This window comes from Saccharopolyspora flava (assembly GCF_900116135.1).
GTDB lineage: Bacteria > Actinomycetota > Actinomycetes > Mycobacteriales > Pseudonocardiaceae > Saccharopolyspora > Saccharopolyspora flava.
Map to the genome: position 1 here is coordinate 398,584 of NZ_FOZX01000004.1, position 20,392 is coordinate 418,975.

Here is a 20,392-nt window from a genome sequence, read left to right on the forward strand (position 1 = left end):
ACCGTGAAACGAGTGCGCTTACCGATCGCCGTCGCCACGACGGCGCTGGCACTGGCCGCGTGCGGCACCGAACAGGCCGCGGGACCGGCACCGGCCGAACCCGCCCGGACCGTCGCCGACCCGATCGTCACCACCTACGACGGCGGCATCCTGGTGCTCGACGGCACGAACCTGGCCGTGGCCCAGGACATTCCGCTGCCGGGCTTCAACCGGCTCAACCCGGCCGGCGACGCCGAGCACGTGATGGTGTCGACCTCGACGGGCTTCCAGGTCCTCGACGCCGCGCACGCCGAGCTCACCGACGTGACGTTCCCGGCGCCCAAGCCCGGGCACGTGGTGCGCAACGCCGGCCGGACCGTGCTGTTCTCCGACGGGACCGGCGAGGTGACCTCGTTCGACACCGCCGAGCTCGCCCACGGCGCGCCCGCCACCGACCAGCACACCGCCGCCGAGGCCCACCACGGCGTCGCGGTGGAGCTGTCCACCGGGCAGATGGTGCTCTCGCTCGGAAACGAGGAGGAGCGCACCGGCATCGCGGTCCTCGACGAGCACCGCCACGAGATCACCCGCAACGAGGACTGCCCGGGCGTGCACGGCGAGGCCGTCGCGCAGGGCGAAGCGGTGGTCATCGGCTGCGAGAACGGCGCGCTGATCTACCGCGACGGGAAGATCACCAAGGTCGCCGCTCCGACGCCCTACGGCCGCATCGGCAACCAGGCGGGCAGCGAGCACTCGCCGGTCGTGCTCGGCGACTACAAGCAGGACGAGCACGCCGAGCTCGAACGCCCGCAGCAGGTCGCGCTGGTCAACACCGCCGACTCCTCGCTGAAGCTGGTCGACCTGGGCACCAGCTACACCTTCCGCTCGCTGGGCCGCGGCCCGGCCGGGGAGGCGCTGGTGCTGGGCACCGACGGGCAGCTGCACGTGATCGACCCGGTGCAGGCCCGCGTGGTCCGCAGCATCCCGGTCATCGGGCAGTGGGAGGAGCCGCTGGAGTGGCAGCAGCCGCGCCCGGCGCTGTTCGTGCGCGGCGGCACGGCCTACGTGACCGACCCCGCCAAGCGCGAGATCCACGCGATCGACCTGGCCTCCGGGAACAAGACCGCCACCGGCGCGCTTCCGCACGCCCCCAACGAGATCGCGACCCCGATCGCGGGTCACTGAGCGCACGACGAGGCCCGGCATCTCAGCGATGCCGGGCCTCGTCGTCCCACTAGTTGTTCTGGGCGTGAGTCACGGGCGTGGCTCGGTGGTCGAGGTGAGGGAAGTGGACAGTTTTAGCCATTATTGTCCGGGCGAAACGGACATTGATCATGGGTGATTATGGCTAAAACTGTCCCCTCCGCAGCGCTGAGCGCACTGATGACCACGGCAAGGAGCACCCGTGGTGTTCGGGTGGTGGCGCGTCAGCGGGTGGTGGCGGGGTGGGACAGGAGGCTTCGGGTGCGGGAGCCGTCGGGGTCGTCGCGGAGCGAGTAGAGCTCGAGCCGCTGGTCGGGGCGGTCGGACTGGGCCCAGAGCTGGAAGTCGACAGTGATGTCGCCCGCGCTCGGGTGGCGCATCGGCTTGGTCCCGGCCACGCACTCGCTGACCCGGCCCGAGGCCCACAGGTCGGCGAAGGCGTCGTCGCGGATGCACAGCTCGCCGATCATGCGGGTCAGCGCCTCGTCGTCCGGGTGCTTGCCGCTGGCCATCCGCAGGTAGGCGACGTAGTCGGCGGCCTCGGCGGGCCAGTCCCGGTAGAGCGCGCGGGCCTGCGGATCCAGGAACAGCATCCGCGGCAGCGACGGCCGCGTCGCCGGCGACTCGGGAGCCTCAGCGGGCAGGTGCGGTGCCACCAGGGCGTGGCCCAGCTCGTTCCAGGCCAGGACGTCGTTGCGCCTGCCGAGCACGATCGCCGGGCGCTCCGCCACCAGCGCCAGCAGCTCCAGCGCCCGCGGGCTCGCCGACTCCGGGCCCGGATCGGTCGTGGTGCGGCGGGCGCGAGCCAGGTCGAGGAGGTGCTCGGTCTCGGTCACCGACAGCTGCAGCGCCCTGGCCAGCGCCAGCAGCACCTCGTCCGAGGCGTTGCGGCTGTGGCCCTGCTCCAGGCGCGTGTAGTAGGTCACGCTCACCCCGGCCAGCTGCGCGACCTCCTCGCGGCGCAGGCCCGGGACGCGGCGGCGCACCCCGAAACCGTTCAACGGGGTCGCCTCCGGAGGCAGCGCCGCGCGCTTGCCCCGCAGGAAGATCCCCAGCTCACCCGGATCGCTCACTCCTCCACGGTAGCTCGCACCGGCCGGGGTGAAGGTATCCCCGCGAGTGCCACCCATCGCGGGGAGCCCACAACCGGGCTCTGGTAGCCGCCCGCCGCGCGGCCGAGGCTCGACGTCATGCCATTCCCGATCGTCGCTCTGGCCCTGACCGCGTTCGCGCTGGGCACGGCCGAGCTGGTGCCCAACGGACTGCTCCCGCTGATCAGCGCGGACCTCGCCATCCCGGTGTCGACGGCGGGCTGGGTCACCACGAGCTTCGCGCTCGGCGCGGTGATCGGCGGCCCGCTGGTGGCCGCCGCCACCCTCCGCCTGCCGCGCAAACCCCTGGTCATCGGCCTGACGCTGGTGTTCCTCGTCGCCAACGCCATCACCGCGCTCAGCGCCTCGCTGCCGGTCATCGCGCTGTCGCGGGCACTGGCCGGGGCGATGCTGGGCGGTTTCCTCGGCACGGCGATCACCGTCGCCCGCGGACTGGTCGCCCCGTCGCGGCAGGCCACGGCGATCGCCGTGGTGTTCACCGGCTTCACCGTCTCCAACGTGATCGCCGTGCCGATCGGCAACCTCGCCGGTCGCGCCGTGGGCTGGGAGGCGGCGTTCTGGGTGGTGTCGCTGCTCGCGGCCGTCGGCGTGCTGGCGATGTGGCTGGTGCTGCCCAGCGCACCCGGCGGGGGAGAGGCCGAGGAGCGCGGTTTCGGCGTGCTGCGCAACGGCCGGCTGTGGACGGCGTTCCTGGCGATCGCGCTCGGCTACGGCGGGCTGTTCGTCGTCTACACCTACATCGCCCCGTACCTGACCTCGGTGACCGGGGTGTCGCAGGGCTCGGTGACCTGGTTGCTGCTGCTGTTCGGCGCCGGGCTGATCACCGGCAACGCGCTCGGCGGCCGGTTCGCCGACCGGACCGTGACCGGCACCGTCGTGGTGATCCTCGGCGGGCTCGTCGTGTCGCTGCTGGCGCTGTGGGCGCTGGGCTCGTGGCTGCCCGCGGTGATCGTGCTGCTGGTGCTGCTCGGGGGAACCGGGTTCGGGATGGTGCCGCCGCTGCAGTCCTACGTGCTGCAGGTCGCGGGGGTCGCGTCCGCGCTGGTGTCGGCCCTCGCGGCGGCCGCGTTCAACTTCGGCGTCGCGTTCGGCTCCGCCGTCGGCGGCGGGGTCCTGGCGCGCGTCTCCGACTACCCGGTGCTGGCGCTGGTCGGAGCGGGGATGTCGGCGCTGGGGCTGGTGGCGTTCCTGGCCACGCGGCCTCGGGCTCGGGTCCCGGAGGAGCGGGTGCTGGAGGCCGTCTGACGGGGACGGTTTTAGCCAGAACCGCCCGGGATTTCACTGCGGTGACCCCGGGCGGTTCTGGCTAAAACTGCCCTAGTGCAGGACCGGGCACGCCGGGGGAGCGTCGCGGTGCGTCGGGTTGCGGCGGTAGGAGTCGGGCCCGAGGTCGTCGAGGGCGTAGCCGTCCGGGTAGGTGCGGGGCCGGGGCAGGACCGGGCGCGAGTCCGGCCGCGGTGGGCCCAGCCGGAGGAACAGGCCCCGGGCCTTGAGACCGAGGCGGACCGCGCGGCGGGCGAGCTCGGGCGGGCGGGGCAGGTCGAGGGCGTCGAGCAGGTGCGGGTCCATCAGCAGCCGGGTGGCGTCGGTGACCGCGGGCGAGAGCGGGCGCGGGAACCACGACCCGAACAGCCGCATCGTCGAGTCGGCGACCCGCCTGCCTCCGGCGTCGAAGGCGAACCGCTCGCGCTCGTAGTCGTCGAGCAGCCGCTCGAACCCCTCGTAGGTCTCCGGCATGCCCTCGATGCGCATGCCCTCGCCCATCTTCCGCCACATCGCCGTCAGCGCGCGGATCTCGCGGGGGTGCAGGCGGCGCCAGCCGAACTCCTCGATCCAGCGCACCGGCATCACCACGAACGTGGCCAGCGTGTAGAGGTAGTCGTCGTTGCTGATCCGGTAGCGCCAGTGGATCTGGTTGAGCCGGTCCAGCGCCCGTGCCCGCGAGGCCGGGGACTCCGGGATGAGGATCTCGTAGAGCACCAGCACGGTGTCGTCGTAGCGCTCCTGGGTGCGGCGGTCGAACTCGCCGGTGCGGTCGAGCAGCCGGCCGATGCTCGGCACGGCGTAGGTGCGGAACAGCGCCAGTTCGAGGGAACGCGTGAAGTCCCAGGGGAATTCGTACAGGGACAGCAGCCGATAGATCTCGTCGCAGTCCCTCTCGGGATCCATCGCGAGGATCGTCCTCAGGCGGTCGAATCGCCGCATCCTGCTCCCTTCCCACCGCGAACGACGACTCGAACGTAACCGTCTGTTGTGCGGAGGTCAACAGCGCCGAAGGGCTTGCGGCAGCGGCGATCGAGCGAATTCGAACGGGTTTCCGAGAGCCCTTGTTGACAGAGTGCCAACAGCGCGGACACACTCCGCGGGACCACGACTCGCGCGAGAGCCACGGAGGGCACGCCATGCCGAGAGTCCTGACCGACGAGCAGAGCGACCTGGTCGACGCCGTCGGCGAGTTCTGCCGCCGCGAGTGCGGCACCAAGGAGCAGCGGGACGAGCTCACCGCGCGCGGGACCGAGCCGCACAACCAGGTCCTCTACGACAAGATGGCCGACCTCGGCTGGCTCGGGATCTCGCTTCCCGAGGCCTACGGCGGATCCGGGCAGGGCATGACCGAGCTGTGCCTGTTCCTGGAGGAGACCGCCTACGGGCGGGTGCCGATGAGCGGGTTCGCCACCACGATCATCACCGCCGCCGCCTACGAGAAGTTCGCCTCCGAGGAGCAGAAGCGCACCGTGCTCGAAGGTGTCGTGCGCGGCCGGGTCGAGGCCGTGTCGATGTCGGAGCCCGGCGCCGGCTCGGACGTGGGAGCGCTGACGTGCCGGGCGGAGAGGGCCGACGGCGGCTGGGTGATCAACGGGCAGAAGACCTGGTGCTCCAACGCCCACATCGCCGACCACGTCCTGCTCATCGCCCGCACCTCGCAGGAGGACTCCAAGCATCGCGGGCTGACCCAGTTCATGGTGCCGACCGACGTCGAGGGCTTGCGGATCAGCGGCATCGAGACGATGGGCGGCCGCGAGGTCAACGACCTGTACTTCACCGACTGCTTCCTGCCCGACTCGGCCGTGGTCGGGGCGGTCGGCGAGGCGTGGTCGCAGCTGATGGTTGGGCTGAACCTGGAGCGGATGATCCTCGGCGCCAACATGGTCGGCGCGGCGCGGCGGGCCTTCGACGACACGCTCGACTACGTCAAGCAGCGCGAGCAGTTCGGCAGGCCGATCGGGTCGTTCCAGGCGCTCAAGCACCGCATCGCCGACATGGCCACCGAGATCGAGTGCGCTCAGCTGCTGCTCTACAGCGTCGCCGCGGCCATCGACCGCGAACCCGGCGCGGTCTTCGCCCGCGAGGCGTCGATGGTCAAGCTCAAGTGCACCGAACTCGCCAAGCACGTGTCCCTGGAGGGGATGCAGATGCTCGGCGGCTACGGGTACGCTACCGAGTACGGCATGGAGTCCATGCTCCGCTCCACGGTCGTGTCCACCGTCTACGGCGGCACCAGCGAGATCCAACGCGACATCATCGGCAAGACCTACGGCCTCTGATCCACACGATCGTGCCCTCAAGTCGAAAACTCCGGTATTCGTCCCGTCGAAAACTGCGGTATTCGACCGGTCGAAAACTGCGGTATTCGACTTGAGGGCACGTTCGGGTGGGGTTTAGAGGAGTTGGATGTTGGTGATGAGCCAGCGGTTGTTGTCGTGGGTGAGGGTCATTTGCATGCGGTTTCGGTCGACTCGGGGTTCCGGGGTGTTCTTGTTGGTGATCTTCTGGTCGACGAAGAGGGCCACGACCGCGTGATCCTCGTCGGCGGAGACGACGGCCGTGGTGAGGACCGTGCCCTGGGAGACCGCCTGGTTCTGCCGGATGAGTTCGGTGAGGCTGGCGCTGACCTGCTTGTACTGCTCGGCGAACTGACCCTCGGCGTGGGCGGTGACGGTGGCGAAACCGGAGTCCAGGTGCCGGTAGTCGTAGGTCGAGAGGTCCGTGGCGTAGCGCTTGGCGGCTTCCTGGGCGTCGGCGCGGGCCGACTCGACCGCGAGGTGCTCGCGGAGCTGCAGACCGGTCCAGGCCAGCGCCCCCAGCAGCAGGACGGCGATCACCGCGGTGACCAGAACACGCGGTGCGCGAAGGGATTTCAGGACGGCCCGGCGCTGCTCGGGCTCGGCCCGGGTGGCGGTGTCGGTCATCAGCGGACTCCTTGCAGCGGGATCGAGTACCAGGAACGGGAGCCCAGCACCTCGCTCTGCCCACCCGAGGTGCCGAGGGTGAAGCCGGCGCCGGTGTCGCCGGTGGTGGTGTCGTAGGTGCCGATCGGGCGGGGCGCGTTGGCGGCGCCGCGCTGACCCATCCGAGGATCGTCGCCCGGGCAGTGCCAGTCCAGGGACGGTTCGCGCGGTTCGGCGTCGGCGGGTGAACGCCGCTCGATCGGCGTGACGCACGACGGCCCCTGGGTGAGGACCAGGTCGAAGTCGGCGGTGTCGCCGTGCACGATGCGGCCCAGCCCGCCGAAGGTGCCCGGCAGCGACACCAGCGCCTGCTGCATCGCCGGGCCCCGGACGCTGACGATCTGACCGGTCGTGACGAGGTTGCCCAGCAGCGCCGTCACCGACGGCTCGTTGTCGGCCATCAACCGCGCCACCTGCCGCGTCGTGTCCGGCGCGGTGGCCAGCAGCGACCGCACCTGCGGCTCGTCGGCGCGCACCTGGTCGGTCAGCGACCGCAGGTTCGCCGCCAGCACCCGCAACCGGTCGGCCTGCTCGCCGTTCGGGCCGACCAGGGTCCGCCCGTTGTCGAGGACGCCGCGCAGCCGAGGCACGTTCTCCCGCGTCGCCTTGAGCAGTTCAGCGCTGTTGTCCAGGATGCGGGTCAGCTCCGGCCCGGTGCCGTTGAGCCCGGTGGCCAGCGCCTCGCCGAGCCGGTTCACGTCGCGCGGGTCGACGGTGTCGCCGAGCGCGGTGAAGTCGGTCAGCAGCGTCTCCAGCGGCAGCGGCCGCGCGGTCCGCTCGGGCCGGATGACGCTGCCGTCGTGCAGGAACGGGCCCGCGTCGGTGTCGGCCCGCAGGTCCAGGTGCTGCAGCGCCATCGGCGTGTCCATCGCGATCACCGCCTGCGCGGAGGCGGGCACGCGGGCCGAGGAGTCGATGGCGATGAGCACGCTCACGCCGGTGTCCTCGATGCGCACCCCGGTCACCGCGCCGATCTCCACACCCCGGAACGTCACCAGCGAGTCCTCGGTGATGCCGGCGGCCTCGGGCATCCGCACCGTCACGTGGTGCGGCGCCGAGATCAGGTGCGGGCGCACCACGTTGGTCACCACGTAGACCGTGCAGCCGATGCCGATCAGCACGAACAGCGCGATCTGCGCGAGCATCAACCGGTTCCGCTTCACGGCCCGCTCCTTCCCGGTGCCACGACCTCGCCGAGCGTGCCCGGCACGTCCAGCGTTCCGTTGAACAGCACGTAGTCGCCCGGCGTGGCCCGCTGGAACAGCTGCGAGAACCGGGCGAGGCCGTCGAGGGTGCTCGCGAGGTGCCCGTCGAAGCCGCGCAGCTCGTCGAGCACCGGCCGCAGCTGCCGCACCTCGCCGGTGAGCGTCCCGGCGGTGCGCCGGGTGAGGGAGTCGGCGGTGGCGCTCAGCGACGCGGTGCCGGCCAGCAGCGCCCCGAACCGGTCCCGCTCCGCCAGCAGCACGTCCACACCGGGCTTGACCTGCGTGAACGTGGCCTCCAGCAGCGGCTTGTTGCGGGCGAGCTCCTCGGAGGTGGAGTGCAGGGCGGCGAGGACGTGGTCGATGTCGTCGCGGTGCCGCTGCAACGACCCCAGCACCTCCTGCAGCTGGTGCAGCAGGTCGCGCACCTCGCCCTCGCGCCCGCGCAGCGCGGTGCTGAGCTCGCCGACGACGGTGCGCGCCTGGTCCAGCCCGGAGCCGTTGAGCACGGTGCCCACGGCGGCCAGGGTGTCCTCGATGTCGGGGCCGCGGGTGGTGCGCTCGATCGGGATCACCGCCCCGTCCTCCAGCATCGGCCCGCCCGGCGGCCGGTCGAGCATCACGAACGCCTCGCCCAGCGGCGAGGCCAGTTGCAGCTGCGCGGTGGTGCCGCGCGGCAGGTCGACGTCGGCTTCGACGTCCATCTGCACGAGTGCCCGGAAGTCGCGGGTGCGGATGGCGGTGACCCGGCCGACCTCGGCCTGCCCGGCGCGCACCACGCCGCCCAGCGGCAGCCGCCCGGCGTCGGAGAACACGGCGGTGATCTGCTTGCTCGGTCCGCTGATGCCGGTGCCGACACCGGCGTTCTGCAGGTTCATCCCGCAGGAGGCGGTGGCCAGCACCACGGCGAGGGCGGGGATCGCGCGGGCTCTCATCGGCCACCTCCGGTGGTGCCGGTGGGCAGCGGGAGCGGTGGCAGCGGGATGGGGATGGGGTTGACGATGCCGGGCCCGTCGCACAGCGGCAGCGGCAGTCGCTCGCACAGCGCGGCGGTGGTGTCGAACTGGCGGAGGTTGGTGGAGACGTTGAGCCGCAGGCGCATTCGCTCGTCGGGCGCCAGGGTGCGTTGCAGGTTGTCCAGTCCCAGCGGCAGCACGTCGAGGGTTTCGGCGAGCTGCCGCTGGTGATCGGCCAGCGTCCGGGACAGCCGGGTGAGCTGGGCGACGTCGCCGGTGAGCCGGTCGCCGTGTTCGCGGAGGAGCCCGTCGACCTGCGTCAGCGAGGACGACAGCCGGGTGAGAGTGGAGCTGATCTGATCGCTCTGCGCGGTGAAATCCGCTGTGAGATCGGAGGTGCTGCTCGTCAGCGAGTCCAGTGTGGACTTGCGCTCCACGAGCAGCTGCAGCAGCCGGTCGACGTTGGTGAGCACGGCCTGGACGTCGCCGCGCCCGTCGGCGAGCACCTCGGTGGCCTGCGCGACGCGGGAGATCGCCTCCCGGATCGCCGGGCCCCGCCCGTCCAGCGAATCGGCGCCGACCCGCATCAGCTCACCCACCCCGCCGGGTGCCGCGCCCTGCGGGCCGAGGGCCTTGAGCAGCGTGTCCAGCGAGGCGGTCAGCTCGTCCCACTTGATCGGCGAGTGGGTGCGCGACAGCGGGATCGTCGTCCCGTCGCCGAGCGTCGGCCCGACGGTGTGGGCGGGCCCGAGCTCGACGTAGCGGTCGCTGATCACCGCCGGACTGACGATGTAGGCGTGCGCGTCGGCGGGAACCTCGGTGCCCGGCGGCAGATCCATCGTCACCCGCACCGCGCGGCCCGCCGGTCGCACCTCGCGCACGGTGCCCACCGGGACGCCGAGGATCGCGACCCGGTTGCCGGGGAAGATGCCGTCGGCGAAGGCGAAGTCCGCCGAGAGCTCCAGGGTCTGCTGCGGTCGCAGCACGGTGTACCAGCCGGTGGCCGCCAGCACCGCCAGCAGCGTCGCGGCGGCCACGATCGTCCACGCGCGTCTCATCGGCACCCCTCGAGCAGTCCGGCCACGCACAGCACGTTGTCCGGGATGGGCCCGAGCGGAGCCGCGACCTCGCCCCACGGCCCGGTCCCGGAGGCGTTGGTGACGTAGCGGCTCGCGGGCCCCAGCTGCCGCAGCGTCTCGGCGATGTCGGCGTCGCTGCGCTCCAGCGAGTCGGTGACCGCGTGCAGGTCCTCCAGCAGCGGGCCGAGGACGTCGCGGTTGTCGCGCAGCAGCCCGTCCAGCTGGGCGGTGACGCCGTCGAGGTCGGCGATGAGCTGCCGCAGCACGTCCCGCCGCTGGTGCAGCACGTCGGCGACCAGGCGGGCGTCGCCGAGCAGCGAGACCAGCGAGTCCTGCTCCTCCAGCAAGGTGGAGGTCAGGGCCTGGGTGCCGCGCAGCAGCTCGTCGATCTGCTCGCCGCGCTCGCCGAGGACGCGGGCGGCGTCGCCGATGCCGGTCAGCGCGTCGCCGGTGAGCCGCGAGTCGGTGGGGGCGGCCTGCCGCAGGGTGGCGATCATGCGCTGCAGCGCGGCGGTGTCGAGCCCGGCGGTGGTGGCGGTGGCGCCCCGGCTGATCTCGTCGAGGCTGTAGGGAACGGCAGTGCGCGCCACCGGGATCGGGTCCTCCAGCTCGCCCGGCCCGGCCGGATCGACCTGCAGGTAGCGGGTTCCCAGCACGGTGCGGATCTTGATCCCGGCCCGGGTGGCGCTGCCGAGCCGCTGGCCGGAGTCGACCCGGAAGGTCACCAGCACCCGGTCACCGGCCAGCTCCACCCCGGTCACCCGCCCGGCCGGGACCCCGGCGACGGTGACCGGGGTGCCGGTGGTCAGCCCGGCGGCGTTGGCGAACTCGGCGACGTGCTCCTGGGTGCGGGCGCGGAAGGCCAGCTGCGGCACCAGCACCGCGGCCAGCAGCAGCGCCAGCGCGGTGATCGCCCCGATCGCACCGTTGCGCAGGGCCTTCGGCGGTATCGCGGGGGTCATCGGCACACCTCCGTGTGCGGGCCCGCCCCGAAACCGACCGCGACACCGCCGGCCGAGGCGCTGAGGTTGCAGATGTAGACGTTCATCCACGACCCGTAGCCGCCCGCGCGGTTGATCGCGGTGAGGAACCCGGGCAGCTCGTGCATCGCCGCGGCGTAGTGCTGCTGGTCGCGCACCATCCCGGAGGTGATCTCCCGCAGCGATCGCACGTCCTGCGACAGGCCCGGCCCGATGTCGCCGAGCGCGCCGTCGAGCGACCCGGCCAGCGCGGCGCCGTTGTCGACGGACTCGGCGATCTGCGGGCTCTGCCGCGCGGCCGCCGAGGTCAGCTGCGCGAGCCCGGAGATGAGATCGCGCAGCTGCTGCCGGTTCTGGTTCACGGTGCCCAGGGCGCTGTTGAGGTTGTCCACGACCTGCCCGATGACCTCGTCCTGCTCGGCCAGCGCCGAGGTCACCGCCACGACCTTGGTCAGCAGGTCGGTGATGGTGCCCTGCTCGCCGTCGAAGACCGCGACGATCTCTCCGGCCAGCTGGTTGACCTGGCCGGGGTCGATCGCGTCGAACAGCGGCTTGAACCCGTTGAGCAGCGCGGTCAGGTCCAGCGGAGGCCGGGTGCGCTCCACCGGGATCTCCGCGCCCTCGGGCAGCGCGGGACCGCGCCCGGCCGACAGCGACAGGAACCGGCCGCCGAGCATGTCGGCGTAGCGCACCGCCGCGACGCCGTCGGAGGGGATCCGCTGGTCGGCGGCCAGGTCGAAGGACACCCGCGCCAGCCCGTCGTCGAGCTCGACGTCGGTGACCTTGCCGACGCGCACGCCCGCGATCATCACGTCGCTGCCCGGGATGAGGCCCTCGGCGTTGCTGAACACCGCCCGGTACTCGCGGGTCGCGCCGGTCACCGGGTCGCTGATCGTGTTCACCACGACCGTCCCGCACAGCAGCGCGACGACCGCGAACGCGGCCAGCCGGAACCACCGCACCTGCTTCACGGCGTCATCACCTCCGTTCCGCGCACCACCGGGCCGAGCATCAGCCCGAGCAGGTCCGGCGACGGCGGGGCCGGGGGAGCGTGCTCGGGCGCGGGCAGCAGCGGGGCGAGCCGGCGCATCACGTCGTCCTCCTGCGCGGACCCGACCGGTCCGACGGAGGTCTCCGCGCGGCAGTTCGGCCCGGCCAGCGAGCCGTAGCGGGGGCAGTCCCGCGAGGTGTACGGGTGCGGGTTCTCGAGGCTGCCCTTGGCGCGGATCTTGAAGAATCCCGTGGAGAACGCGCGGTTCGCGCCGTCGAGGAAGGTGTCCACGCCCGCCTTGGCCGCGCCGAGCGCGCCCGGGTTCGCGCCGAGCACGTCGGTGATCGGATCCGCTGCGCGGACCAGCTCCACGGTCCGCTCGCCGTTGGCGTCGAGGAACCGCTGCGCGCGGCCGGTGACCTCGATGCCACCGCCGAGCAGCGCCCCGATGTCCTCCCGCTGCTCGACGACCACAGTGGACAGTGCGACCGCGTTGTCCAGCGAGCGCACCAGATCCGGTGCGGCGGCGCGCAGGTCGTCGCCGACCGCGGCCATCGTCGCCAGGTCCGGGCCGAGGTCGCGCAGGATCGGGTCGGCCTCGTCGGCCAGCGCCGCGGCGTCGTCGATCATCCCGCCGAGCCGCTCGCCCCGGCCGCGCAGCGAGTCGGCCATCGCGGTCAGCGCCACCTGCAGCTGAGCCGGTTCCAGCTCGTCGAGCAGCCGGTACATCCGCGTGTAGGTGGTGTAGAGCTGCGCGGTCGGGCGGGAGGTGTCCCGGGGCACGTGCGCGCCGTCGGCCAGCCGCGTCCCGTCGCGCAGCTCGGGGCCGGTGAGGTCGAGGTACTGGTTGCCGAACAGGGTTCGCGGCAGCAGCCGCACCCGCACCCCGGCCGGGATCTCGCCGATCCGCTCCGGATCCAGCTCCATCGTCAGCCGCGCGCCCGAGTCGTCGGGCACGACCCGCGCCAGCTCGCCGACCTTGATGCCCCGGTACTGCACCGGCGTGTTCTCCCGGACCGGGCCCGCCGAGGCCGGCAGCGTCGTGGTGATCTCGGGTTCGGCGCTGAACACCCCGGCGCTGCCCGCCACGGCGGTCACCGCGCCCACCGCCAGCACCACCACCGCCGCGGCCCCGCGCAGGGCCAGCGACGCCCGCTCGCTCCGCCGCGCCACCGCTACAACCCCAGCGCGGGCAAGGACGGCCGCACGCCCCAGAACAGCAGGCTCAGCAGCACGTCGACCACGGTGATCGTCACGATGCTGGTGCGCAGCGCCCGGCCCGCCGCCTTGCCCACGCCCTCGGGCCCGCCGGTGGCGTAGTAGCCGTGCGCGCAGTGGATCAGCGTCACCAGCAGCGCGAACACCACCGCCTTCACCAGCGAGAACAGCACGTCGGTGGGGGTGAGCACCAGGTGGAAGTACGAGTTGTAGGTGCCCGGCGAGTCGCCGTTGAGGTGGACGATCGCGAAACCCGTCGCCATGTAGGAGGCGAACAACCCCACCAGGTACAGCGGGATCACCGAGATGAACGCCGCCGCCATCCGGGTGCTCACCAGGTAGCGCAGCGACGGGATCGCCAGCGACTCCAGCGCGTCGATCTCCTCGGCCACCCGCATCGTGCCCAGCTGCGCGGTGAACCCGGTTCCGACCTTGGCGGCGAGCGCGATGCTGGCCACGATCGGCGCGATCTCGCGGGTGTTGACCAGCGCCCCCATCAGCCCGGTCATCGGCGACATGCCCAGCAGGTCCAGGCCCCGGTATCCCTCCAGCCCGACCTGGGTGCTGGAGACGAACGACATCGCGAACACCACGCCGATCGTCCCGCCCCCGGCCAGCAGCGACGCCGAACCGAAGCTGATCTCGGTGACCAGCCGCACGACGTGCTTCGGGTAGCGCACCAGCGCGGCCGGCACGCCGGCGATCGCGCGCAGGTAGAAGGTCACGTGCCTGCCGATGAGCACGAGGGCGTCCACGGCGGAGGTGACGGCGGTTGGCATCAGTACTCGCCCTTGGCCGGGATGAGCACCGGGTAGAGCTCGGTGAGCACCGTGTTGGCGATGAACACGCACACGAAGCAGATCACCACGGCCTCGTTGACCGCGTTGGCGACCCCGCCGGGCCCGCCCCGGGCGGTCATCCCCTTGAAGCAGGCCACCAGCGCGGTCAGCACCGCGAACGCGGCGGCCTTGACCAGCGCCATCCCGACGTCCTCGACCCGCGAGTACTGCACCAGCGTCTGCAGGAACATGCCCGGCGAGGCGCCGAGCACCAGGACCTGGAACAGGAAGGTGGTGCCGATGCCGACCAGCATCACGATGCAGGCCAGCAGCATCGTGGTCACCACCGACGCGATCACCCGCGGCGCCACCAGCCGCTCGATCGTGCGCACGCCCATGACCTCCAGGGCGTCGATCTCCTCGCGGATGGTGCGCGCGCCCAGGTCGGCGCACATCGCCGACCCGCCGATCCCGGCGATCATCAGCGCGCACACCAGGGGAGAGGCCTGGCCGACCACGACGAAGGCGACCACGGCGCCGCCGTAGCCCTCCGCCCCGATCTGGCCGGCCAGCGACCCGACGTTGAGCGCCACCACGACGCCCAGCGGGATCGTCACCAGCAGCGCGGGCAGGGTGGTCACCGCGGCCAGGAAGTGCACCTGGTCGAGGGTTTCCCGCCACGCGAGCCTCGCCCGCAGCAGCACCCGCGCGGTGCCCGCGAGCGTCCGCGCCCCGAAGTCCAGCAGCAATCCGGCCTGCAGCAGGGCGTCCACGACCGGCCCGGACGAGCGGCTCATGCAATGCTCCCTCGACGGCGAGGTAACGCTCGTGCGAGCCGGAGCCGGGTCAGTCCTCGCGCACGGCCGGGAACACCTCGTTGACCAGGTGCAGCACGGTCCGGGTGAGCATCACGTGCAGATCGCCGCGGCTCAGGCTGCCGCGCACCAGCCACTCGCGGGAGGCGGCCTTGAGCATGGCGCTGTGCGCGCGGATCATGCCGCGCAGCTTCTCCCGGCCCTCGGTCACGTCGGCCATCATCGCGGCCTCCAGCACCCGGTCGGTGGCGATCTCGTCGGCCTCCAGCATGATCCGCTCGATCTCGTCGTCGTGGCCGATGGCCTCCGAGCCGATCGCCGAGAGCCACATGTCGCGGTTGCGCTCCACCACGTCCAGCCAGCGGTCCACGCAGATCGACAGCCGCTCCTCGGTCGAGGTCGGGGGCAGGCGCTGCGAGACCGAGGCGGGCACGACCATCATCTGCCGCACGACCTGCAGGTAGAGCTCGCGCTTGCTGCCGAAGTAGTGGTTGATCAGCGCCCGCGCCACGCCCGCCTCGGCCGCGATGTCCGAAGTGGACACGGTGGAGAAGCTGCCCGCGCCGAACAGCTTGCGGGCGGCGGCGAGGATCTCGGCGCGCCGCGCGTCGGGGTCCAACCGTCGTCGCTGGACCGGGCGCTGGGCGTTCATGCCGACTCCTCATCTGTGGCCGTACCGACGTCAACAAGATACCGCAACCGCCCTGTCGACACGGCCTGCGGCGCTGGTGGCGCCCGGGATGCGCGGTGTTGGCGCGCTGCCAATACCTCACTCGTACATCCCCTCGACGATCGCCGCGCAGCGCTCGGCGATGACCTTGCGGCGCAGGCTGAGCTTCGGCGTGAGCTCCCCGCTCTCGGGAGTCCACGGGCCCGCCAGCACCCGGAAGTCCTTGACCTGCTCCACCCGCGCCAGCCGCTGGTTGGCCTGGTGCACCGCCTCCTCCAGCGCCGCCCGCACCTCGGGGTGCGCGGCCAGCTCGTCGAGATCGGTGGTGTCGACGCCGTGGGACTTCGCCCAAGCCGGCGCGGCCTCCTCGTCGAGCACCAGCAGCGCGGTGACGTAGCGGCGCCGATCGCCGATCGCGACCGCGTGACCGACCAGCGGGTGCGCGCGCAGCAGCGATTCCACCTTCGTGGGCGCGATGTTCTTGCCACCCGCGGTGATGATGAGCTCCTTCTTGCGGTCGGTGATCGCGACGATCCCGCGCTCGTCGACGGTGCCGATGTCGCCGGTGGGCAGCCAGCCGTCGGCATCGGTGGCGGGTGCGATCGAGCCGCCTCGCCGCAGGTATCCGGCGAAGACCACCAGTCCGCGCACCAGCAGCTCGCCGTCCTCGGCGACCCGGACCTGCACACCGGGTCCCGGCCTGCCGACCGCGCCGAGCGCGAAGACCTCCGGCGTGCTCACCGTCGCCGCACCGGTCGTCTCGCTCAGCCCCCACACCTCGTAGACCGGAAGTCCCGCGCTCGCCAGGAATTCCAGCACCGCGGCCGGGATCGGCGCGGCGCCGCTGAACGCCCGCGCGCAGTCGTCGAGACCGATGGCCGCGCGCAGCGGCCGCAGCACCCGCTCGTCGAGCTCCCGGTGCCGCTCGGCGAGTTCGGCGGGCACCGCCCGGTCGGCCGAGCGCAACCGGAACACCTCCAGCGCGACCTCGCGAGCCCGCTCGACCGCCTCGGCCTGCTCGGCGGGCAGCGCGGCGAGCTTGGCCGACATCCCGGCCACCAGCTTCTCCCACACCCGCGGCACGCCGAAGAAACCGTGCGGGCGCACGGCGTTGAGCGTCGGCAGCAGCTGCGCCTGGTCCTCGCAGAGGGTGACGTGCCCGGCGTTGCAGATCGGCATGTAGATGCCCAGCACGCGCTCGGCGATGTGGGCCAGCGGCAGGTAGGCGACCGAGCGCGGGTGCTCGGCGACCGGCACGAGGTGGTCCTGCATCAGCGATTCGTGGATGACGTTGCGGTGGGTGAGCACCACGCCCTTGGGCTCGCCGGCGGTGCCGGAGGTGTAGACGACGGTCAGCGGCGAGTCCGGCTCGGCCCGGTCGGTGAGCCGCTCGAACGCGGCGTCCGGCGGACCCGGTTCGCCGCGCAGGTCGGCGTAGTCGACGAAGCCGGGGTCGCTGCCCGCGTCGGGCTCGACGGTGATCACGGCCCGCAGGTGCGGGAGTTCGGCGAGCACCGGGCGCCAGCGCCGCAGCTGCTCGCGGTCCTCCAGCACCAGCACGGTCGCCTCGCTGTGCTGGGCGATGAAGCGGAGCTGCTCGGTGCTCAGCGTGTCGTAGGTGGTGCAGGACAGCGCACCGACGTGGATGGCGGCGAGGTCGACGACCCAGTGCTCGGGCCGCTTGGACATCGAGATGAGCATCCGGTCGCCGCGGCCGAGTCCCAGCGCGGTCAGCCCGCGGGTGAGCGCGGCGACCTCGGTGCGCAACCGGGACCAGGTCCAGGTGGTGTCCTTCGATCCGATCCCGCTGGTCAGCGCGGGGTGGTCGGGGAAGTCGCGGGCGTTGCGACGCAGCAGTGCGGGGATGGTCAGTCCCTCGACGGCCCGGTTCACCTGCTCGGCTGTGGTCACGGCCAGTTCCCTCCGTTGCGAACCTGCGTCGACACACGCTGAACCGCTGTTGCCCAGATGTCAACAGACTTCGCCCGATTGTTCGCGAAGGCTGAATAGACGACCGAACAGCTGTGTATACATGAGGAATTGCTATTGACTGTGCGTCAATAGAGGGCATGATTCTCTCGGGGGTCGGGTGGACTTTCCAACGACGGGAGGCGGTCATGACACCGGCGGAGGAGTTCGGGGACGTCATCGTCGGCGCGGGCCTGATGGCCGGCGCCGCGAACGTGATCATGCAGCTGGGCCGGCCCGGAGTCGGCTACGGCGTCTACGAGAGCACAGTGGACAGCGGAAACCTGTTCAAGCACCCGTACAAGCGCACCCGCACCACCTTCACCTACCTGTCGGTGGCCACCCTGGGAACCGACGAGGAGAAGCGCGCCTACCGGCGTGCGGTCAACCGCTCGCACGCCCGGGTCCGCTCCGGCGAGTCGAGCCCGGTGTCCTACAACGCCTTCGACCCCGAGCTGCAGCTGTGGGTCGCGGCCTGCCTGTACAAGGGCTACGAGGACTCGTACGTGGCCATGTCCGGCAAACCGATCCCGGCCGACCGCCGCGAGGGGATCTTCGCCGCCGCCGAGACGCTCGGCACGACGCTGCAGGTCAAGCCGGAGATGTGGCCGTCGACGAGAGCGGAGTTCGACGACTACTGGGAGAAGAACCTCGCCGAGGTCGACATCGACGACACGATCCGGGCCCACCTGCTCGACATCGCCGAACTCCGCTTCCTCCCGGCGATCCTGCGGATCCCCTTCGCCCCGCTCAACAAGTTCCTCACCACCGGCTTCCTGCCGCAGACCTTCCGCGACCAGATGGGCCTGCCCTGGAGCGCCCGCGACCAGCGCCGCTTCGACAGGCTCACCCGCACCATCGGCGCCGTCGCCCTCCGCCTCCCCATCCCGCTCCGCAGGTTCCCCTTCAACTACTACCTCTGGGACCTCCGCCGCAGAATGCGCCAGGGCAAACCCCTGGTGTGATGGCTCCTCGGTATAGGGATCGCCTATTGCCGTCAGCGGTTTTTGGTCTTTGATCCTGCTGGGAAGTCGGTCGTAGCGTGGAATCGTTCGACGCGCTGCGGTGAGAATTGCGCTCCCGCAGCGCATTTCAACGGCAGAGGGAAAGGCCGGTGCGATGAGCGCGGTCGGGATTCGGGAATTCGAAGGCAAGCGGGCGCTGGTCACGGGTGGCTCCCGGGGCATCGGGGCCGCCGTGGTGCGGGGGCTGGTCGAGGCGGGGGCCGAGGTGGTCACCTCCGCGAGGGTGGCCACCAGTGCTCCCGGCGGGGCGACGCTCGTCACCGCCGACCTGCGCACCCGTGCGGGAGCTCAGGAGCTGGTGGAGGCGGCGCAGGACGTGCTGGGCGGGGTGGACGTGCTGGTGGACAACGTCGGCGGCGCGCAGCCGCACCCCGAGGCGGTCGCCATTCCCGACGAGGAGTGGCAGGAGGCGCTGGACCTGAACTTCCTGGCATCGGTGCGGCTGGACGCGCTGGTCGCCCCGGGGATGCGGGAGCGCCGGTCCGGCGCGATCGTGCACATCTCCTCGGCGGCGATCTACAGCCCGCCGCCGCAGTTCCTGCACTACTCCGCCGCGAAGGTGGCGCTGGAGAACTACAGCCTCGGACTGGCCGCCGAACTCGCCCCGCACGGCGTGCGCGTCAACACCGTCACCCCGGGCCGGACCGCCACCCCGGGCGGTGAGCGCACCCGCGAGCTGTGGGCGCGGCTGGAACCCGGCCAGGACGCCGCCCCCGTCCCGCTCGGCAGGGACGGGGAGCCGGAGGACATCGCGAACGCGGTGCTCTTCCTCGCCTCCGACCGCGCGGCGTGGGTCACCGGCAGCAACCTCGTCGTCGACGGCGGCGAATTCCACCGCAGCTGAACCACCCTCGCGAACCGAGGCGTGCCCCCGGGGTGGGTGCCTCGGGTGCGGTGAGGACGTTCGTCACCAGGGGACAGTTTTTCCTCGAATCACCCATGATCAATGTCCGTTTCGTCCGGACAGTTTTCACTAAAACTGTCCCCTGGTGACGTCCGCACCCGAACCGCGTCCCCGGCTAGTCAGGTGAGAAAGGGTGTGGTGCCCCAGGTTTCGTGGCGGAAGAGGTCGAGCAGGGTTGACTCCGCCGGACCGGGAGCGGCGCGCAGGACGGCGATGACGGGCTGGGCGATTTCCGGGGACAGCGGCCGCGTGAGGTGCTCGTAGCCCTGGGGCACCGCGGAGGCCGGGACGACGGCGACGCCGAGGCCGTGCGCGGCCCAGCGGACCGCCGTCGCCGTCTGGGACACCCGGGCGGCCGTGGCGGGGGAGAGGTCGTGGTCCCGCAGCACCGCTGCCACCGCTCCGTCGAGCGCGCTGTCCCGGTCGAACCGCATCCACGGCTCATCCGCGAGCTCGTCCAGCTCCACCTTGTCGCCGTCGAGCAGCCGGTGGTTCTCGCCGAGCACCGCCACGAACTCCTCATCGCCGAGGTGGTGGGCGCGTTCGGGGCTGCGCTCGCAGACGGCCATCAGCGCCAGGTCCACGGTGCCGCGACGGCACAACCGGTCGAACTCGGCGGCGCTCGGCTCCTCGAACACCGTCACCTCCACGCGCGGGAACCGCCTGCGCAACGCGCTCAGCGCGCTGGGCAGCTGCCGGGTGCCGAACCCCATCTGCGCCGCCACCACCAGCTCGCCGACCAGCTCCTCGCCACCGGCCCGAGCCGTCGCGCGGGCCCGCCGCACCGCCGCCACCGCGACCTCGGCCTCCCGCAGGAACGCGTGCCCGGCCGTGGTGGGCACCAGCCCGGTCGGGGTGCGGGAGAACAGCGCCACCCCGAGCTCGCGCTCCAGCCCCCGGATCTGCTGCGAGATCGACGGCTGCGCCACGCGCAACGACTCGGCGGCCGCGGTCACCGAGCCCTGCTCGGCCACGGCCAGCGCGTACTCGAACTGCCGCAGGCTCATCGTCTTCCCCTCCGCACCCGGCTCACCTGCGCACAAACGCTCCCCGACGAGCACCTGTTCCCGATGCCCCGGAACGCGCGAGACCGCGGTCGGCGGCGCCAGTGACGGGAACTTCGTCCAGACGGCCGGGGTTCCGGTCCTGGACGGGCTCGGTGCCGTCGGTGCGGGGGCTCATGCTCGTACCGAGCACGCCACGGTCTTCGGTCTGCTGCAGCGCTCAGCGCTCACCGCCGCCGTGCTGCGGCACTTCGCCCCCTGACCCCGCGCGCGACCGG

19 protein-coding genes and 1 pseudogene are annotated in these 20,392 nt (G+C 71.9%); 6 read left to right on the top strand and 14 right to left on the bottom strand.

Going from position 1 to position 20,392, the window contains the following annotated elements; translation table 11 throughout:
- Positions 1 to 3: 3 nt before the first annotated feature.
- The gene (gene aztD / locus BM424_RS15245) at positions 4 to 1,164 is read left to right on the top strand and encodes a zinc metallochaperone AztD (RefSeq protein ID WP_093417951.1); all 1,161 of its coding nucleotides are present in this window, start codon (positions 4 to 6) and stop codon (positions 1,162 to 1,164) included.
- Positions 1,165 to 1,406: 242 nt separating this feature from the next.
- Here aztD and BM424_RS15250 read toward each other — a convergent pair whose 3' ends face one another.
- Positions 1,407 to 2,255 carry a helix-turn-helix domain-containing protein gene (locus BM424_RS15250; RefSeq protein ID WP_245775868.1) on the bottom strand — a complete coding sequence of 283 codons (849 nt, stop codon included), beginning with the start codon at positions 2,253 to 2,255 and terminating at the stop codon, positions 1,407 to 1,409.
- Positions 2,256 to 2,372: 117 nt separating this feature from the next.
- Between BM424_RS15250 and BM424_RS15255 the strand changes: the two genes are divergently transcribed.
- The gene (locus tag BM424_RS15255) at positions 2,373 to 3,539 is read left to right on the top strand and encodes an MFS transporter (RefSeq protein ID WP_093417957.1); all 1,167 of its coding nucleotides are present in this window, start codon (positions 2,373 to 2,375) and stop codon (positions 3,537 to 3,539) included.
- 72 nt (positions 3,540 to 3,611) lie between these two features.
- Here the strand turns inward: BM424_RS15255 and BM424_RS15260 are convergent, their stop codons facing one another.
- Positions 3,612 to 4,463 carry an oxygenase MpaB family protein gene (locus BM424_RS15260; RefSeq protein WP_245775869.1) on the bottom strand — a complete coding sequence of 284 codons (852 nt, stop codon included), beginning with the start codon at positions 4,461 to 4,463 and terminating at the stop codon, positions 3,612 to 3,614.
- A 233-nt stretch (positions 4,464 to 4,696) separates the two neighbouring features.
- On the opposite strand from BM424_RS15260, the gene BM424_RS15265 reads away from it, so the two are divergent.
- Positions 4,697 to 5,839 carry an acyl-CoA dehydrogenase family protein gene (locus tag BM424_RS15265; RefSeq protein WP_093417963.1) on the top strand — a complete coding sequence of 381 codons (1,143 nt, stop codon included), beginning with the start codon at positions 4,697 to 4,699 and terminating at the stop codon, positions 5,837 to 5,839.
- A gap of 114 nt (positions 5,840 to 5,953) precedes the next feature.
- Here BM424_RS15265 and BM424_RS15270 read toward each other — a convergent pair whose 3' ends face one another.
- The 11 genes from BM424_RS15270 to BM424_RS15320 form a co-directional block, all read right to left on the bottom strand.
- On the bottom strand, positions 5,954 to 6,484 hold the full coding sequence (locus BM424_RS15270) for a hypothetical protein (RefSeq protein ID WP_093417966.1): 531 nt from the start codon (positions 6,482 to 6,484) through the stop codon (positions 5,954 to 5,956).
- The gene (locus BM424_RS15275) at positions 6,484 to 7,686 is read right to left on the bottom strand and encodes an MCE family protein (protein WP_093417968.1); all 1,203 of its coding nucleotides are present in this window, start codon (positions 7,684 to 7,686) and stop codon (positions 6,484 to 6,486) included. Before BM424_RS15275 ends, BM424_RS15270 begins: the two co-directional genes overlap by 1 nt.
- Positions 7,683 to 8,660: an MCE family protein gene (locus BM424_RS15280; protein ID WP_093417971.1), complete on the bottom strand. Its 978-nt coding sequence runs from the start codon at positions 8,658 to 8,660 to the stop codon at positions 7,683 to 7,685. Before BM424_RS15280 ends, BM424_RS15275 begins: the two co-directional genes overlap by 4 nt.
- Entirely contained in the window at positions 8,657 to 9,739 is a 1,083-nt protein-coding gene (locus BM424_RS15285) for an MCE family protein (protein WP_093417973.1), read from the bottom strand. Before BM424_RS15285 ends, BM424_RS15280 begins: the two co-directional genes overlap by 4 nt.
- Positions 9,736 to 10,722, bottom strand: coding sequence for an MCE family protein (locus BM424_RS15290; protein ID WP_093417976.1), 987 nt, complete (start codon positions 10,720 to 10,722; stop codon positions 9,736 to 9,738). Before BM424_RS15290 ends, BM424_RS15285 begins: the two co-directional genes overlap by 4 nt.
- Positions 10,719 to 11,711 carry an MCE family protein gene (locus BM424_RS15295; protein WP_093417979.1) on the bottom strand — a complete coding sequence of 331 codons (993 nt, stop codon included), beginning with the start codon at positions 11,709 to 11,711 and terminating at the stop codon, positions 10,719 to 10,721. The genes BM424_RS15290 and BM424_RS15295 overlap by 4 nt, the downstream gene beginning before the upstream one ends.
- The gene (locus BM424_RS15300; RefSeq protein WP_093417982.1) at positions 11,708 to 12,904 is read right to left on the bottom strand and encodes an MCE family protein; all 1,197 of its coding nucleotides are present in this window, start codon (positions 12,902 to 12,904) and stop codon (positions 11,708 to 11,710) included. Before BM424_RS15300 ends, BM424_RS15295 begins: the two co-directional genes overlap by 4 nt.
- Before the next feature lie 2 nt (positions 12,905 to 12,906).
- Positions 12,907 to 13,728, bottom strand: a complete 822-nt coding sequence (locus tag BM424_RS15305; RefSeq protein ID WP_093417985.1) for an MlaE family ABC transporter permease — start codon at positions 13,726 to 13,728, stop codon at positions 12,907 to 12,909.
- The gene (locus BM424_RS15310; RefSeq protein WP_093417988.1) at positions 13,728 to 14,525 is read right to left on the bottom strand and encodes an MlaE family ABC transporter permease; all 798 of its coding nucleotides are present in this window, start codon (positions 14,523 to 14,525) and stop codon (positions 13,728 to 13,730) included. The genes BM424_RS15305 and BM424_RS15310 overlap by 1 nt, the downstream gene beginning before the upstream one ends.
- A 49-nt stretch (positions 14,526 to 14,574) precedes the next feature.
- The gene (locus tag BM424_RS15315) at positions 14,575 to 15,195 is read right to left on the bottom strand and encodes a TetR/AcrR family transcriptional regulator (protein WP_175548108.1); all 621 of its coding nucleotides are present in this window, start codon (positions 15,193 to 15,195) and stop codon (positions 14,575 to 14,577) included.
- Between the two features lie 117 nt (positions 15,196 to 15,312).
- Positions 15,313 to 17,124: an AMP-dependent synthetase/ligase gene (locus tag BM424_RS15320; RefSeq protein WP_093417991.1), complete on the bottom strand. Its 1,812-nt coding sequence runs from the start codon at positions 17,122 to 17,124 to the stop codon at positions 15,313 to 15,315.
- A 206-nt stretch (positions 17,125 to 17,330) separates the two neighbouring features.
- Here BM424_RS15320 and BM424_RS15325 point away from each other — a divergent pair, with 206 nt between their 5' ends.
- Entirely contained in the window at positions 17,331 to 18,146 is an 816-nt protein-coding gene (locus BM424_RS15325) for an oxygenase MpaB family protein (protein ID WP_093417993.1), read from the top strand.
- Between the two features lie 154 nt (positions 18,147 to 18,300).
- Complete coding sequence (locus BM424_RS15330; protein ID WP_093417996.1) at positions 18,301 to 19,050, top strand: oxidoreductase; 750 nt, start codon at positions 18,301 to 18,303, stop codon at positions 19,048 to 19,050.
- Positions 19,051 to 19,229: 179 nt separating this feature from the next.
- Here the strand turns inward: BM424_RS15330 and BM424_RS15335 are convergent, their stop codons facing one another.
- The gene (locus tag BM424_RS15335; RefSeq protein ID WP_093417999.1) at positions 19,230 to 20,117 is read right to left on the bottom strand and encodes a LysR family transcriptional regulator; all 888 of its coding nucleotides are present in this window, start codon (positions 20,115 to 20,117) and stop codon (positions 19,230 to 19,232) included.
- Positions 20,118 to 20,196: 79 nt separating this feature from the next.
- Here BM424_RS15335 and BM424_RS29475 point away from each other — a divergent pair.
- Positions 20,197 to 20,376 (top strand): annotated as a pseudogene (locus BM424_RS29475) (M20 family peptidase); the annotation flags it as partial.
- Between the last annotated feature and the right edge of the window lie 16 nt (positions 20,377 to 20,392).

Coding starts and splice junctions, on each gene's coding strand:
- BM424_RS15255 (WP_093417957.1), top strand. CDS start 2,373: ATGCCATTCCCGATCGTCGCTCTGGCCCTGACCGCGTTCGCGCTGGGC.
- BM424_RS15260 (WP_245775869.1), bottom strand. CDS start 4,463: ATGGATCCCGAGAGGGACTGCGACGAGATCTATCGGCTGCTGTCCCTG.
- BM424_RS15265 (WP_093417963.1), top strand. CDS start 4,697: ATGCCGAGAGTCCTGACCGACGAGCAGAGCGACCTGGTCGACGCCGTC.
- BM424_RS15270 (WP_093417966.1), bottom strand. CDS start 6,484: ATGACCGACACCGCCACCCGGGCCGAGCCCGAGCAGCGCCGGGCCGTC.
- BM424_RS15280 (WP_093417971.1), bottom strand. CDS start 8,660: ATGAGAGCCCGCGCGATCCCCGCCCTCGCCGTGGTGCTGGCCACCGCC.
- BM424_RS15285 (WP_093417973.1), bottom strand. CDS start 9,739: ATGAGACGCGCGTGGACGATCGTGGCCGCCGCGACGCTGCTGGCGGTG.
- BM424_RS15290 (WP_093417976.1), bottom strand. CDS start 10,722: ATGACCCCCGCGATACCGCCGAAGGCCCTGCGCAACGGTGCGATCGGG.
- BM424_RS15305 (WP_093417985.1), bottom strand. CDS start 13,728: ATGCCAACCGCCGTCACCTCCGCCGTGGACGCCCTCGTGCTCATCGGC.
- BM424_RS15310 (WP_093417988.1), bottom strand. CDS start 14,525: ATGAGCCGCTCGTCCGGGCCGGTCGTGGACGCCCTGCTGCAGGCCGGA.
- BM424_RS15315 (WP_175548108.1), bottom strand. CDS start 15,195: ATGAACGCCCAGCGCCCGGTCCAGCGACGACGGTTGGACCCCGACGCG.
- BM424_RS15325 (WP_093417993.1), top strand. CDS start 17,331: ATGACACCGGCGGAGGAGTTCGGGGACGTCATCGTCGGCGCGGGCCTG.
- BM424_RS15330 (WP_093417996.1), top strand. CDS start 18,301: ATGAGCGCGGTCGGGATTCGGGAATTCGAAGGCAAGCGGGCGCTGGTC.
- BM424_RS15335 (WP_093417999.1), bottom strand. CDS start 20,117: ATGAGCCTGCGGCAGTTCGAGTACGCGCTGGCCGTGGCCGAGCAGGGC.